Raw genomic sequence first — 14,870 nt, 5'->3', positions numbered from 1 at the left:
AAGGGTTATTTCCGGTAGGCGGCTCCGTTCAGCCCTCTCCGTGGGTCCTGGACGCAGCAGCTCCCGCCGACCGCGGATCGGCTGGATTTGGCTGAGGGCTATTCCAGCGGCAGGAGCCAGGTCAGCTCCGAGGCGTCGCCTTCGATGTGGCGGGCCAGTTCCTCGTTGAATCTGGCGCCGTAATCGGCGCCGATGTGTTCCTGGAACGCGGCTTCGTCGCGGTAGACCTCGAAGACAAAGTACTCCCGGGGGTTGTCTTCCCGGGTGCAGGGGAGGAACAGCTCGTTGCCCGGTTCACGACGGACATGCCGGGTCAGTTCGAGCATCATTTCAGCAACGCGGGCTTCGCTGCCGGGCTTGACGGTGAACTCGGCGTAGAGGGTTTTGGTCATCATGATCCCATTCAGGTTTTTGTGTTTGGCAGATTGTTCAGGAAGGTCCCCCGGCGTCAGGCCGGAGGGCGGAGTTCCCCGGAGCCTCTTTGTACCAGCTCAGACGGGACAACATAGGTATGCGGGGGCTGCTGGTCGCCATCGATCCTGGCCAGGAGCCGCTCTGCTGCCAGCTTCCCGATTCGCTCGGGGTGCTGGGCGATAACTGTCACGCCGGGATCCATCAAGTCGGCAAGCGTGAAGTCATCGAACCCTATCAAGGCCACGCGTTTGCTCAGCCCTAGCTCCCTCAGAGCGCGCATGGCACCGAAAGTGATGAGGTTCTGGCTGGAGAAGATCGCCGTCGGTGGTTCCGCAGCAGTGAGAAGCTCCAACGCGGCCAACCTGGCCGATTCCTCATCGTGCAGGTTTTCACGGACGGGAATCGTGGAGGTGGGAATTCCCTGCCGGCCAATCTCCTCAATGAACCCCCGCCGGCGTTCCCGGGCGGTCTGGATGTCCGTGCGGTCACCCAGATAGGCAAGCCTGGTGTGGCCGCGGCTCATCAGGTGAGCAGCCGCCCTCGCGGAGCCTGCGGCGTTGTCGGTCACGACGGCATCTGCTTCCACTCCTACCGGTTCACGGTCGATGAAGACCAAAGGCAGGTCACGGGAATGCTCCGGGATCACATACGCCTGGCTCCTGGCGATGGGCGTGAGGATGAGCCCGTCGACACGCCGCCCAAGAAATGCCGCCACGATGTCCTGCTCCCGCTGGGGGTCATCATCCAGGCTCGCCGCAAAGACCGCGATTCCCCTGGCCCCAAGAGCATCTTCTATTGCCCGGTTGATCTCGCCGCTGAACGGGTTGGAAACACTCGGCAGCAACAGCCCGACCGAGAGCGTCCTTCTGCCCGCGCGGCGCAGGCTGCCGGCCGCCATGTCCAGGTGGTAGTTGAGTTGTCGTGAAGCGCTGAGCACCTTTTCCCGGGTGGCGTCCGACACGCCAGGTTCGTCGTTGATCACCCGGGACACGGTCTTAATTCCGACGCCGGCAAGGGCGGCCACGTGGCGCATTGTCGGACGACTGGCGGAAAGGGCCGGCTGGCTACGATCGGACATCGTTGTCAAATAAATCGCTCCTTCTAAGTTGCATCTATTGACTCTCCGGTGTGATGCTGCTTACATCGTACATGACATCGTTGTCGAGGCCAGTGAGGGCCTCAAACACCAGGAGATTCAATGTTGAGTTCCAAAGCACCCCGTTCAACGGCCACCCGCCTGTTCGCTGCGGGAGCAGTGCTGACCCTGGGAGCGCTCAGTCTTTCAGCCTGTGGTGGAAGTTCCCCGTCCGCCTCATCAACGGGAAGCTCGTCAGGGGACAAGGTCGGCGTCTCGCTGATCGTTAAGACCACGACCAACCCGTTCTTCGTCTCCATGCAGGACGGGGCAAAGAAGGCGGCCGAGGCCGGCGGCGTGGACCTGAAGCTCGCAGCCGGCAAGGCTGACGGCGACGAGGACACCCAGATCCAGGCCATCGAGAACGCCATCTCCAAGGGCGACAAGGGCATCCTGATCACCCCCAACGGTCCGTCCGTAGTGGACGCCCTGAAGAAGGCCAAGGACGCCGGGCTCTTCGTCATCGCCCTGGACACCCCGCCGGACCCGGCCGACGCCGCCGACATCACGTTCGCCACCGACAACTTTGCCGCCGGCGAGCTGATCGGCAAATGGACCGCAGCCCAGCTGGATGGGAAAAAAGCGACCATTGCCCTCGTCGATCTCTTTGACGACAAGGTTGTCTCGGTTGATTACAACAGGGACCAGGGCTTCCTGACCGGCCTCGGTATCGACACCGCGGACAAGAAGAAGAACGGCGACGAAGCCAAGACCGGCAAATACACCGGCGGCAAGGGCGGCGACTACGAGATCGTCGGCAGCCAGGCCTCCCAGGGCGCCGAGGACGGCGGACGCACCGCCATGGAAACCCTCCTCGCCAAGAACCCGAACATCAACGTCGTCTACACCATCAACGAACCTGCCGCGGCGGGTGCTTTCGAGGCCCTGAAGGCCGCCGGCAAGGAAAAGGACGTCCTGGTGGTTTCGGTGGACGGCGGCTGCACCGGCGTGAACAATGTCAAGGCCGGCGTCATCGGCGCCACGGCGCAGCAGTACCCGGTCAAGATGGCCGAACTGGGCGTGAAGGCCATCGTTGACCTCGCCAAGACCGGCCAGAAGCCGGCCAACTCACCGGGGCTGGACTTCTACAACACAGGTGTCGAGCTCGTCACAGACAAGCCGGCCGACGGCGTCAAGAGCATCACCACCACCGAGGCCTCCGACATCTGCTGGGGAAAGTAATCCACCCAGCTTCACTGCGGGGCGGGGAGTCCGGAGCCCGCTACTCGGCCTCCCCGCCCCGCATCTACCGAGCTAGGGCCGCCCTAGCAACCATCACGGAAGATCAGGACCAATCGTGACCCAGCAACAGACCGCCGGCCCGCCCAGCGCCGGGCATGCCGACCTGGCGGAGGAATTCCTTGACCGCCAGACACCGCTCAGCCGGATACGCAATATCCTTCACCGCTACCCCGCCGTCAGCCCCGCTCTCGTACTTCTCATCGCGGTGGTGGTGTTCGGCCTCCTCAATGACAGGTTCCTGCGGGTTGAAAACCTCTCCCTGATAACCCAGCAGGTCTCCGTCGTCGGCACCCTGGCCATCGCCCAGACCCTCATCATCCTCACCGCCGGCATCGACCTCTCCGTCGGTGCCGTCATGATCCTCTCCTCCATGGTCATGGCCCAGCTTGCCGTCAACAACGGACTGCCCGCACCTGTTGCCCTGCTCGCAGGCCTCGTCGTCGGACTCGCCGCCGGAGCACTCAACGGATTCCTGGTCACCCGGTTCCGGCTCCCGCCGTTCATCGTCACCCTCGGCACGCTGAACATCTTCATCGCCCTGACACTGCTCTATTCCAACGGAGCGACAGTGCGCGGCTCGGCCATGCCGCCTCTGCTGACCTGGACCGGCACCACATTCCCGCTCGGCCCTGTGCGGATCTCCACCGGCGTCGTCATGATGCTCCTGCTCTACATCGCTGTTGCCTTCATCCTGGGCAAGACGGCCTGGGGCCGGCACGTCTACGCCGTGGGCGATGACAAGGAAGCCGCCCGCCTGGCCGGCATCCCCGTCAGCCGGGTGCTCATGAGCGTCTACCTCGCTGCCGGCGCTGTCCTGGCCGCCGGCGCCTGGATCCAGATCGGGCGGACCAACGCCGCCAGCCCCAACGCCGGCGTCGACCTGAACCTGGACTCCATCACGGCCGTCGTTATCGGCGGAACCAGCCTCTTCGGCGGCCGCGGCTCCATCTGGGGATCACTCCTCGGGGCCCTGATCGTCGGCGTCTTCCGCAACGGTCTCTCCCTTGCCGGGCTCGACGTTTTGTACCAGACCCTCGCAGTGGGCGTCCTGATCATCCTCGCTGTGTCCATCGACCAGTGGATCCGAAAGGTCAAGTCATGACCATGACAGAATTTACAGCCCCGCACGTCACCACCCGCGAACCCATCCTGCGGGCCCGAAACCTCGTCAAGACCTTCGGCCGCGTCGTGGGCCTGGATGGCGTCAGCCTCGACCTCTACCCCGGCGAAGTCCTCGCGATCATCGGCGACAACGGTGCAGGCAAATCAACCCTGATCAAATGCCTCACCGGCGCCGAAGTCCCGGACACAGGCGAACTCTTCGTCTCAGGACAGCAGGTGCACTTCAAACGCCCCCAGGACGCCCGTGTCCACGGCATCGAAACCGTGTACCAGAACCTCGCCGTCTCACCGGCCCTCGACGTCGCCTCCAACCTATTCCTCGGCCGGGAGGAACGGCGTGCGGGACTCCTCGGGAGCGTGTTCCGGATGCTTGACACCAAAGGTATGCGCCGGAAGGCCAAGGAAGAGCTGACCCGGTTGGGCATCTCCACCCTGCAGGACGTGACAGTGCCGGTGGAGAACCTCTCGGGCGGCCAGCGCCAGGCTGTCGCCGTGGCCCGCGCCGCGGCGTTCGGTTCAAAGGTCGTTGTGCTGGATGAACCGACGGCGGCACTTGGCGTCCGGGAATCGAACCAGGTGCTCCAGCTGGTCCGGGACCTTCGCGACCGCGGCCTGCCGGTCATCTTGATCAGCCACAACATGCCCCACGTCTTTGACGTGGCGGACAGGATCCACATCCAGCGCCTGGGCAAGTGCGCTGCCACCATCACTCCGCAATCACACACCATGACCGACGCAGTGGCGATCATGACCGGCGCAGCCACCGCCTGAGGTCCGGCTAGTACCCTCCCGCTCTACCGGAGCCCCTTCTCCGTCCGCGGACCTCCCCGAGGTCCGCGGACGGATCCATACCGGGAGTTCCCATCATCACCATCCCACGAGAGACAGACCATGGATTACCTCACAACAGCCCGGAACGACGCTCACCAGACGCTCGACGTCATGGTCATAGGCGAAGCGCTGATCGACGTGGTCACCACGTCACACGACAAAGTGGAACACCCCGGCGGCTCACCGGCCAACGTCGCCTACGGACTCGGCCGCCTCGGCGTAACAACAGGTCTGCTCACGGCAATTGCCCCGGACGCGCGGGGGATTTCCATCGAAAACCACCTCAGCAGCGCAGGCGTCATACTTCTGCCCGGATCAAAATCCCTCACCCGGACAGCATCGGCAACAGCAACCCTTGAACCGGACGGCTCCGCCAAGTACGACTTCGACATCATCTGGGACCTTGCCCCAGCAGTCCCCGCCTGCGTCCCCAAAATACTGCACACCGGTTCCATCGCCACTTTCCTCAAACCCGGCGCCGGCGCCGTGAGGTCACTGCTCGAACAGGCACACAGACACTGCATGATCACCTACGATCCCAACATCAGGCCAGCCCTGCTCGGCAGCCATGCAGAAGCGAAGGCCACCTTCGAAGAGCTCGTGCCACTAACCGACGTCGTCAAACTCAGCGACGAAGACGCCCACTGGCTGTACCCGCAAAACAGCCTGGACGAAACCGCAGCCCACATCCTCGGTCTGGGCACCGGGCTTACCGTCATCACCAAAGGCGCCGACGGCTCACAATTCACCACAACCGCCGCTACCATCAACATTCCCGCCGTGAAGTCAAAAGTTGCCGACACCATCGGCGCCGGGGACTCCTACATGTCCGCCCTGATCCTGGGCTTTCTCACCCGAGGAACCGAAGGCTTCGCCCCAGCTGTCCTGGAGCAGCTTGGACACACCGCAGCTGCAGCCGCGGCCATCACCGTGCAGCGCCCGGGAGCAAACCCCCCGACCCTGGAAGAACTCAACATCGCAATCGAAGCCCATCCCCTAGCCCAATACGCCGACTCCCGAAGCACGTCGTCAAAATGACCGGTTGCCATATGCGTGGAATCAACCCGAATCAGATCGGCCAGTTCCGCACGGGTCAGTACTTCCCCAAAGGAACCGACTTGTCCGTCTACGGCCCCGAAGACCTTGAACACGTGGCCCAGGAACTCAACGCCCGACCACGCAAAACGCTCGGCTGGGATACCCCGGCCGAGCGCGTGCGTGATCTACTAATGACCGCCTAGCCACCAGCAGTGTTGCAACGACCGCTAGAAACCGCCGACCTTCCGCCGTCGTCCGTTTGCGTTTTATCAGGCGGCGTCGTGGGCGAGGTTGCTGGAGAGCTCGCGGTGGGCGCCGGCCTGGTCCTGGAGCGCCTTGGCCCGGGTCTCGAATACGCCGACGGCGTCTGCGCCGGCGGCAAAGCGCAGCGGCGGCTCGTCCAGTTCGGCGAGCTGGATCAGGGCGTCGGCGAGCTTGGCGGGATCCCCGCCCTGCTGTCCGTCCATGCTTTGCCAGGCGGCGACGGTCTGGCGGGTGCGCTCGGCGTAGTCGTTGATGGTGGATTCGGCGTAGCTCGTGGATTCCGGGGTGAGCAGTTCGGTGCGGAAGAACCCCGGCTCCACGATCATGGTGCGGATCCCGAATGGGGCGACTTCGGGGGCCAGGGACTCGGCCCAGCCCTCGACGCCGAACTTCGATGCGGCGTAGGCGGTAAGGAATTCCCCGCCGGCGATGCCGGCTGTTGAGGAGATTGTGACCACCAGCCCCGAGCGCTGGGCCCTCAGGACCGGCAGGGCCGCGCGGGTGACGTTCATGGGGCCGAACATGGTGGTTTCGATCTGCGCCCGGAAGTCCTCCGGGGTGATTTCCTCGAAGAAGCCTGCGTAGAAGTTGCCGGCGTTGTTGACGAGCACGTCGATCCGGCCGAACCGGTCGACGGCGGCCTGCACGGCCGCTTCCGCCGCGGCGGGGTCGGTGACGTCGAGCTGCACGGCCATCAGGTTCTCGCTCTGGCCCACGGCCTGGGCGACCTTTTCCGGGTCGCGTCCGGTGGCGACCACCGCGTGCCCGGCGGCCAGGGCTGCCTTCGCGATGTCGGTGCCCATGCCGCGGCCGGCGCCGGTGATGAACCAGACTTTCTTCCCGGGCATGTTTTCCTTCTGGCCTGTCATGTTGTCGTTGTGTTCACTCATGTGACGGTTCTGTCTTTCCTGGGTTGTGTGGCCCCGGCTGCGCGTGGGCGCGCATCTCGGGGACGGTCGATCCACCGGCGGGACCGCCGGTGGTGGTTGTTTCGGGAGGCGTTGCCGCCCAGCTGGCGAGGAACGCCAGCGCGTTTTCGGACCCGGAGCCGGGCTCCGCGGTGAAGGTGAACAGGGTCTGTCCCTCATCTCCGGGAAGGGCCAGCGTCTCGAACTGCAGGGCCAGGTCCCCCGCGACGGGGTGGTGGAAGCGCTTGGTCCCTGTGGTGTGGATCCGCACGTCGTGTCCGGCCCATAGTGCGGCGAACAGCCCGCTGCGTGTGGTCAGCTCCCCGACCAGCTCGTTCAGTGCCCGATCGTGCGGGTTCCTGCCCGCTTCCAGGCGCAGCATCGCCACCGTGGTGGCGGCGATCGCGTGCCAATCGGGGTAGAGGTCACCTGCGTGCGGATCGAGGAAGAGGTAGCGTGCCTGGTTCGGCAGCCGCCCCGGCGTGGCCGGCCCCGACTGTACGGCAGAGTTGAACACCTCCGCGTACAGCGCACGGCCCAGCAAGTTGGCGGCCAGCACGTCCGAACGCCCGTTCTGCACCAGGGCGACCACTCCGGTCATGCCGTCCAGGAGTCGCAACACCCCGGGGCGGACCCGCTGCTGCGTGGGCCGGAGCGGCGCCCGGCGCGACGGTGTGCTGGCCGTCCGCACCAGATCCATCAGGTGCGCCCGCTCGGCGTCGTCCAGCCGAAGGGCAGAGCCGACCGCCTCGAGCACCGCGTCCGAGACGCCGCGCAGGCTGCCGCGCTCAAGCCGCGTGTAGTAGTCCGTGCTCACCCCGGCGAGCTGCGCCACTTCCTCACGGCGCAGGCCTGGCACGCGGCGCAGCTCCCCGTAGCTGGGGATGCCGGCCTGTTCCGGGCTGATCTTCGCGCGCCGCGAGATCAGGAACTCACGGATTTCCTCTTTTCTTTCCACATCCACCACGCTACGCAGGCCGGGCGGCCGGTGGCAGTGTCTATCAGACACCCCCAATCCGGCCAACGTAGCCGAGGGCGCAAGCGATGTCGCCACCCCTCTGTTGACAAATGCAAAACGTTTTGTGTAGCGTAGCTCACACCAGATACAAAACGTTTTGCAAAGGGAAGTCAATGACGACAAAAGTGGGAATACGCGACGTGGCCAAGGCCGCCGGGGTTTCAGTCACCACGGTGTCGCATGCCCTCAACGACGCCACGAGTTTCCGGGTGAAGGCAGCGACGCAGCAACTCGTCCGGGACGTGGCCAGGGATCTTGGGTACGCCCCGAACAAGATGGCCAGCGGACTGCGCAACCAGCGCTCCCAGATCCTTGGGCTGGTGAGCGACGAAATCACCACCACCCCCTTTGCAGGCGCAATGATCCGCGGGGCGCAGGACGCCGCCTATGACCGCGGCTATGTGGTGATGGTGGTCAATTCCGGCCTGGACAGCGAGCTGGAAAAGCGTGAAATCAACATGCTGCGGCAGCACCAGGTGGACGGGGTGGTTTATGCCCGGATGTACCACCAGAGCGTGCGGGTCCCCGCGGAACTGGAGGGCCTTCCCACCGTGCTGTTGGATTCCGTCACTGACAACAGGTCCATTTCCTCGGTTATCCCCGATGAAGTGGCCGCTGCCGAGACGGCCGTTGAAGCAATCATCCAGGCGGGCCACACCCGGATCGGGATGATCAACAACGTGGACGACATCCCCGCCACGCACGGCCGCAGGGAGGGTTTCCTTAACGCTCTCCGGCGGCACGGCCTGGAGCACGACCCCCGCCACTTCGTGATCGGCCAGCCCGAAACCGCGGGGGGCCGCGAGGCCGCGCTGGGGCTTCTCGGTCAGCCCGACCGGCCCACGGCCCTGTTCTGCTTCAGTGACAGGGTTGCCATGGGCGCCTACCAAGCGGCCACGGCATTGGGGCTGCGCATTCCCCAGGACGTGTCCATTGTGGGGATCGACAATCTCGAAATCATCGCAGACGCCCTGTGGCCGGGGCTCACTACCGTCGCCCTTCCCCACTACGAGATGGGCCGTTGGGCGGTCAACCGAGTCCTGGACGACATTGAAAATCCCGGCGCACCGGCAGCCCAGACGCAACTGGAGTGCCCCCTCATTGAGCGGGGGTCCCTCGGCCCGCCGCCAAGTTAGCTGATTGCCGGCAAGAGGCGCCCTCACCGAACCGTTCCACCGCTCCACTGTTCCACTGCCCGGGGACCGCACGAAAAGGGACGCAGCCGTTGCACCGGCCGCGTCCCGCCGGACCCGGGACAATCCCCCACGCCCAAATTCAGCAGAAAGATTGACCATCATGAACAAGCGATTCACCCGGATCCTCGCCACCAGTGTAGCTGCGGCGGCCCTTGTCGGCTCCCTGGGCGCCTGCGGAAAGGGCAGCGCCTCGGCCCCGTCCGCAGGCTCCAACGAGATCACCATGTGGACCCACAACGCGGGCAACCCCGAAGAACTCACGGCGATTGAAAACATCGTGGACTCGTACAACAAGAGCGCCGGCGCCAAGGCCAAGATCAAGGTCCAGGCGTTCCCGCAGGACTCCTACAACGACTCCGTGGTCTCGGCCGCGGCCTCCGGGAAGCTTCCCTGCATTGTTGACATTGATGGCCCCAATGTTCCCAACTGGGCCTGGGCGAAGTATCTGACACCGCTGCAGCTCGACGCGGATGTGTCCAAGAATCTGCCGAGCACGGTGGCCAAATGGGAGGGCGAGACCTACGCCGTGGGCACCTATGACGTCGCGCTGGCGATGCTTGCACGCGCCTCCGACCTCAAGGCAGCCGGTGTCCGCGTCGCCACTGTCGAGAAGCCGTGGACCAAGGACGAGTTCCAGGACGCGCTGAGCAAACTCAAGGCCCTGGGCAAGTGGGAATACCCGCTGGACATGGGTACCGCCGGAACCGGCGAGTGGCTGCCCTACGCCTACTCGCCGTTCCTGCAGTCCTTCGGTGGGGATCTGATCAACCGCGACGGGTTCCAGTCGGCAGACGGCACCCTCAATGGCGACAAGGCCGTCGAATGGGCCCAGTGGTTCCGCGGCCTTGCCGACCAGGGATTCATGGCCAAGAAGAGCGGCAAGGACTCCACCCAGGACTTCCTCAACAACAAGAGCGGCATTCTCTACACCGGCTCCTGGGCCGCGGACAAGGCACGCGCAGCGGTGGGTAAGGACCTCGTGGTCATGCCGTCAGTGGACCTCGGGAACGGCCCCAAGATCGGCGGCGCCTCCTGGCAGTGGGGTGTGACCAGCGGCTGCACCAACTCCGCGGCAGCCATGGACTACCTCTCCTACTCACTGAAGCCGGAAAACCTGGCCGCGGTGGCGAAGGCAACGGGCACCATCCCGGCCACCGACGAGGCCGCCGCACTGATCCCCGCGTACGCCAAGGGCGGCACAAACCGGATCTTCATGGAACTCTCCCGCAACTACGCGGTGATGCGCCCTGAAACCCCGGCCTATCCCTTCATCGCCACCGAATACGGCAAGGCTGTCCAGGACATCCTCGCCGGCGCCGACCCCAAGACGGCGCTGGACAAGTCGGTCAAGGCCATTGACGCCAACATCAAGTCCAACGGCGGCTACAAGAACTAGCCGGCTGCCCGCGGTACGACGGCGGTGCGCAACCGCCGCCGTCGTACCTCCGGCCCTGACTGTCGACGGAGAAAACCATGACAACAACCCAGCTCCCCTCCCCCGGCCGCGGCCTGGCGGATCCGGCCCCGGCCGCACCGCCCAGCAAACCGCGCCGCCGCCCACGCCGCCTGCGCGAACAGATCAGCGGCTGGGGAATGATCGCCCCGGCCGCGGTCCTCCTGCTCGCCTTCGTCTTCCTCCCGGCGATCATGGGCTTCGGCCTGGCATTTACCAACGCCCGGCTTGTTTCCCCGCGGCCCGTTGAGTTCGTCGGCACGGACAACTTCGCGCGGCTCTTCGCGGATCCCACGTTTTGGCGGTCGCTGCTGAACGTCAGCTATTTCGCCGTCGTGGTGGTGCCGGTCCAGTCGGGCCTCGCCCTGGCGATGGCCCTCCTGATCAACAAGAAGTTCCGCGGCGTAAACTTCTTCCGCACCATCTACTTCCTTCCCGTGGTGACGTCCATGGTGGTGGTGTCCCTGCTGTGGATGTTCATGTACCGCAAGGACGGCCTGATCAATGAGTTGCTGTCGACGGCCAGTTTCGGCCTGATCAACGGCCCGGACTGGCTCAACGATCCCGCCACCGCCATGCCGGCCATCATCGCCCTGTCCATCTGGCAGGCCGCGGGTTTCCACATGATCATCTGGCTCGCAGGTCTGCAGAGCATCTCCGGGGAACTGTACGAGGCCGCCCAACTCGACGGGGCCAGCCGCTGGCACCAGTTCCGCTACGTGACCTGGCCCGGCCTCAAACACACGCGCACCCTGGTCCTGGTGACCATCACCATCCAGGCGCTCGGGCTCTTCGACCAGGTCAGCGTCATGACCCAGGGCGGGCCCCTCGATTCCACCACCACCATCATCTACGAGGCGGTGCGCTCCGGCTTCAAGCAGCAGGAGACCTCCTACGCCTCGGCCATCTCGCTCGTGTTCTTCGTGCTCGTGCTGCTGATCTCCGCAGTGCAGCGCTACCTGACCCGAGAGAAGGACTGACGTGAAACAGACACTCAATTCCAAGGGTCTCGGCAGTGCAACGACCATGGCGGTCCGCCTCCTGTTCGCTGCCGTCGCCGCCTTCCCCATCGTGTTCATGATGGTGTCCTCCCTCAAGCCGGACCAGCAGATCTTCGGCGACATGTCCTCGGTGGCAGCGTTCCTGCCGATCGGCAACATTTCGCTGGACAACTACGCAGCCGTGTTCGACCGGGTCCCGGCCGCCCGCTTCCTGGTCAACTCCATCGGCATCTCCGCGGTCACGGTGGTGCTCGGCATCTTCATCAATAGCCTCTGCGCGTTTGCCTTGTCCCGCATGGAGGTCCGCGGCAAGCGGGTGGTGTTCACCGCGATCCTCGCCACCCTCATCGTGCCCTTCCAGACGCTGGCGCTGCCGCTGGTGTGGTGGGTCAACCAGCTGCCGTACTTTGAGCTCAACGGGTTCAGCCTCGAAATCTCAAAGGGCTGGCTGGACACCTACCAGGTCCAGATCATCCCTTTCATCGCCAACGCGTTCTCCATCTACCTGTTCCACCAGTACTTCGAGTCCATCCCGAAGGAACTGGACGAGGCAGCCCGGATCGACGGCGCCGGCTGGTTCACCATCTACCGCAAGGTGGTCATGCCCCTCGCGGGACCGGCCACCGCCACCGTGGCCATCCTGACCTTCCTGCCCGCCTGGAACTCCTACCTGTGGCCGCTCATGGTGGTCCAGTCCGAGGAGCTCCGCCCGGTGATGATCGGCATCCAGTACTTCTTCCAGCTCAACGTCTCCTGGGGCGAGGTGATGGCTTACGCGTCCCTCATCACCATTCCCGTGGTGGTCCTGTTCGTCGCGTTCCAGCGATCCTTCATCAACAGCATCGCCTCCAGCGGCGTCAAGGGCTGACCAGCCTCCTCACGCGAAAGCCTGCAAAGAACCCTCATGAAAACACTCACCGAACTCGACTGCCAGTACCGGCCACAGTGGCACTACTCAGCGGAGCGCAACTGGCTCAACGACCCCAACGGCCTGGTCTACTCCAACGGCACCTACCACCTCTTCTACCAGCACAACCCGCACGGCGCTGAATGGGGCAACATGTCCTGGGGCCACGCCACATCCACGGACCTGCAGCACTGGGACGAGCAACCCGTGGCCATCTGGTGCGATGACCAGGAGGCCATCTTTTCCGGCTCCGCCGTTCTCGATGTCCATAACACCAGCGGTTTCGGCGTCGGCGGAGTGCCTCCGCTGGTGGCCATCTACACCAGCGCGTATTCGCCCGCGTCGCCGCTCGCCGGACGGCAGGCACAGTCCCTCGCCTACAGCACGGACGAGGGCGCCACCTGGACCAAGTACGCCGGGAACCCAGTGCTTGACCGGGCGTCCCCGGACTTCCGTGACCCCAAGGTCTTTTGGCACGACTGTGACGCCGGCAGCTATTGGGTGATGGTCGCCGTCGAGGCTCTCAACCACGAGGTGGTTCTCTACAAGTCGGCGGACCTGTTGTCCTGGGAGTACCTGAGCACCTTTGGCCCCGCGAACGCCACGGGAGGGGTGTGGGAGTGCCCGGACCTGTTTGAACTGCCGGTGGACGGCGATGCCTCAAACACCCGGTGGGTCATGGTGGTAAACCTGAGCCCCGGCGGCATCGCCGGCGGCTCCGGCGGCCAGTACTTCATCGGAACGTTCGACGGCGTGAGGTTCCGTTCCGAAACCACAGTCACCGAAGGCGTGCAGGCCGACGACCGCCGGATGGCCGACTACGGATGGCTCGACTGGGGGCGGGACTACTACGCGGCCGTGTCCTTCAGCAACGTCCCGGACGGCCGGCGGCTCATGATCGGCTGGATGAACAACTGGCAGTACGCCGCCTCAACACCCTCAGACGGCTGGCGCAGCGCGATGTCACTTGTCCGTGAAGTCAGGCTGGTGTCCCGCGGCGGGCGCCCCGTGCTGGTGCAGGAGGCGGTGGACCCGTTCGACAGCGACTGTGCAGAGCCGTTTGCCATGGATCGGCAGCCGTTGGCGGAAGGGGTGACGTGGCTTCCAGCCGAGGCCTGCGGTGATGTGCTGCGAATCGATGCGGAATTCGAGCCGGGCACTGCCAGCAGGGTAGGTCTCGTGCTCCGGGCCGGCAGCGAAACGGACGGTGCATCCGGCTCCAGGTCCGGGCCCGGGGCCGGGGCCGGGGCGCGCATTGTCCTGGCCTACAACTGCCTCACGGCGGAGCTCAGCCTGGACCGGACCGGATCCGGCAACGTGGGGTTCCACGAGGCATTCCCGTCGGTGGAGCGCGTTGCCGTGCCATTGGAGGACGGCCGGCTACGGCTCCGGGTCTTCCTGGACCGCTGTTCCGTCGAAGTCTTCGCGCAGGACGGCCTGGCGACCATCACTGATCTGGTCTTTCCTGCACACGCCGGCAACGCCGTCGGACTGCTGGCCGAAGGCGACGGCGGCACCCTGGCGAGTCTGGCCGTCCTCCGTTGACCATCTAAAGCGTTCAACCTCGACCACGGCCCCGCACACCGGTAGAGTTCCCGCATCTGTTCCGGACACTTCTTGGGGGCCATCGTGCTTAAAGGAATCAGCAGGATGACAGGTGCTGTGGCGGGGCTGGTGCTTTCGCTCGGCATGATCGCACCATCGGTGACGGCAGTGGCCGCGGTGGGCTACGACTTCGATTCTGCCGCCAGCCTGCAGGTGGCGGTCAACAAGCACCGGCAGCTGAACCCGGCTGCTTATGTGCCGGGGCAGCTGGTCAGGGTCCAGGGCGAACGCTTGCGGACGCAGGCCGCGGACGCCTACAAGCAGTTTGCCAGAGCCGCCAAAGCGGCCGGCGTGAACGTCATGCCGATCAGCGGCTACCGTTCGTTCAGCGAGCAGGCCAGCCTCTACGACAGCTACGTGCGCCAGTACGGACAGGCGACGGCAGATACCCTTGCAGCCCGGCCCGGCTACAGCGAACACCAGACCGGCCTGGCGATGGACATCGGCAATGCCAGCGGAACCTGCGCCCTGCAAGCCTGCTTCGCAACTACCCCGGCAGGCCAGTGGGCTGCTCAGCACGGCTGGGAGCACGGATTCATCATCCGATATCCGGCCGGGGCCGGGGCCACTACCGGCTACACCTACGAGCCATGGCATCTGCGCTATGTGGGACGGGCGATCGCCGAGGATATGCATTGGACCGGGATTAGCACCCTTGAGGAGTACTTCGGTCTGGGCGCGGCCCCGGATTATCTCCCGTAATGGACTCGCTCTTCGCCGTCGTGCGGTGCGCTGT

General features: G+C 64.9%; 14 protein-coding genes and 1 pseudogene. 11 read left to right on the top strand and 4 right to left on the bottom strand.

Going from position 1 to position 14,870, the window contains the following annotated elements; translation table 11 throughout:
- Positions 1–98 precede the first annotated feature (98 nt).
- Complete coding sequence (locus AC1D2F_RS01060) at positions 99–392, bottom strand: putative quinol monooxygenase (RefSeq protein WP_229995461.1); 294 nt, start codon at positions 390–392, stop codon at positions 99–101.
- A gap of 56 nt (positions 393–448) precedes the next feature.
- Entirely contained in the window at positions 449–1,447 is a 999-nt protein-coding gene (locus tag AC1D2F_RS01055) for a LacI family DNA-binding transcriptional regulator (protein ID WP_229995453.1), read from the bottom strand.
- A 165-nt stretch (positions 1,448–1,612) separates the two neighbouring features.
- Between AC1D2F_RS01055 and AC1D2F_RS01050 the strand changes: the two genes are divergently transcribed.
- From AC1D2F_RS01050 to AC1D2F_RS01030, 5 genes and pseudogenes are all read left to right on the top strand, one after another.
- Positions 1,613–2,731, top strand: a complete 1,119-nt coding sequence (locus AC1D2F_RS01050) for a substrate-binding domain-containing protein (RefSeq protein ID WP_229995452.1) — start codon at positions 1,613–1,615, stop codon at positions 2,729–2,731.
- 115 nt (positions 2,732–2,846) lie between these two features.
- Positions 2,847–3,893, top strand: a complete 1,047-nt coding sequence (locus AC1D2F_RS01045) for an ABC transporter permease (RefSeq protein WP_229995451.1) — start codon at positions 2,847–2,849, stop codon at positions 3,891–3,893.
- Complete coding sequence (locus AC1D2F_RS01040; RefSeq protein ID WP_079551845.1) at positions 3,890–4,684, top strand: ATP-binding cassette domain-containing protein; 795 nt, start codon at positions 3,890–3,892, stop codon at positions 4,682–4,684. Before AC1D2F_RS01045 ends, AC1D2F_RS01040 begins: the two co-directional genes overlap by 4 nt.
- Positions 4,685–4,804: 120 nt before the next feature.
- Positions 4,805–5,782 (top strand): carbohydrate kinase family protein, encoded by a 978-nt coding sequence (locus AC1D2F_RS01035; protein ID WP_229995450.1) that lies wholly within the window; start codon positions 4,805–4,807, stop codon positions 5,780–5,782.
- 14 nt (positions 5,783–5,796) lie between these two features.
- Positions 5,797–5,985, top strand: a pseudogene (locus AC1D2F_RS01030) (IS30 family transposase); the annotation flags it as partial.
- A 66-nt stretch (positions 5,986–6,051) separates the two neighbouring features.
- On the opposite strand, the gene AC1D2F_RS01025 reads toward AC1D2F_RS01030, so the two are convergent.
- Both AC1D2F_RS01025 and AC1D2F_RS01020 read right to left on the bottom strand, forming a co-directional pair.
- Complete coding sequence (locus tag AC1D2F_RS01025; RefSeq protein WP_364746795.1) at positions 6,052–6,936, bottom strand: SDR family oxidoreductase; 885 nt, start codon at positions 6,934–6,936, stop codon at positions 6,052–6,054.
- Positions 6,929–7,912, bottom strand: coding sequence for a helix-turn-helix transcriptional regulator (locus AC1D2F_RS01020; RefSeq protein ID WP_364746793.1), 984 nt, complete (start codon positions 7,910–7,912; stop codon positions 6,929–6,931). The genes AC1D2F_RS01025 and AC1D2F_RS01020 overlap by 8 nt, the downstream gene beginning before the upstream one ends.
- Positions 7,913–8,085: 173 nt before the next feature.
- On the opposite strand from AC1D2F_RS01020, the gene AC1D2F_RS01015 reads away from it, so the two are divergent.
- The 6 genes from AC1D2F_RS01015 to AC1D2F_RS00990 all read left to right on the top strand — a co-directional run bounded on the left by AC1D2F_RS01015 (position 8,086) and on the right by AC1D2F_RS00990 (position 14,836).
- Positions 8,086–9,108 carry a LacI family DNA-binding transcriptional regulator gene (locus tag AC1D2F_RS01015; protein ID WP_364746791.1) on the top strand — a complete coding sequence of 341 codons (1,023 nt, stop codon included), beginning with the start codon at positions 8,086–8,088 and terminating at the stop codon, positions 9,106–9,108.
- A 160-nt stretch (positions 9,109–9,268) separates the two neighbouring features.
- Complete coding sequence (locus tag AC1D2F_RS01010) at positions 9,269–10,564, top strand: sugar ABC transporter substrate-binding protein (RefSeq protein WP_364746789.1); 1,296 nt, start codon at positions 9,269–9,271, stop codon at positions 10,562–10,564.
- 77 nt (positions 10,565–10,641) lie between these two features.
- Entirely contained in the window at positions 10,642–11,601 is a 960-nt protein-coding gene (locus tag AC1D2F_RS01005) for a carbohydrate ABC transporter permease (protein ID WP_364746787.1), read from the top strand.
- A gap of 46 nt (positions 11,602–11,647) precedes the next feature.
- Positions 11,648–12,490, top strand: coding sequence for a carbohydrate ABC transporter permease (locus AC1D2F_RS01000; protein WP_364747070.1), 843 nt, complete (start codon positions 11,648–11,650; stop codon positions 12,488–12,490).
- A 36-nt stretch (positions 12,491–12,526) separates the two neighbouring features.
- Positions 12,527–14,074, top strand: coding sequence for a glycoside hydrolase family 32 protein (locus AC1D2F_RS00995; RefSeq protein ID WP_476966006.1), 1,548 nt, complete (start codon positions 12,527–12,529; stop codon positions 14,072–14,074).
- Positions 14,075–14,179: 105 nt separating this feature from the next.
- Positions 14,180–14,836, top strand: a complete 657-nt coding sequence (locus tag AC1D2F_RS00990; protein ID WP_364746784.1) for a M15 family metallopeptidase — start codon at positions 14,180–14,182, stop codon at positions 14,834–14,836.
- The last annotated feature ends 34 nt before the right edge of the window (positions 14,837–14,870 follow it).

Source organism: Arthrobacter sp. P1_B3 (assembly GCF_056406615.1).
This window is presented reverse-complemented; position numbering and strand designations above follow the sequence as displayed.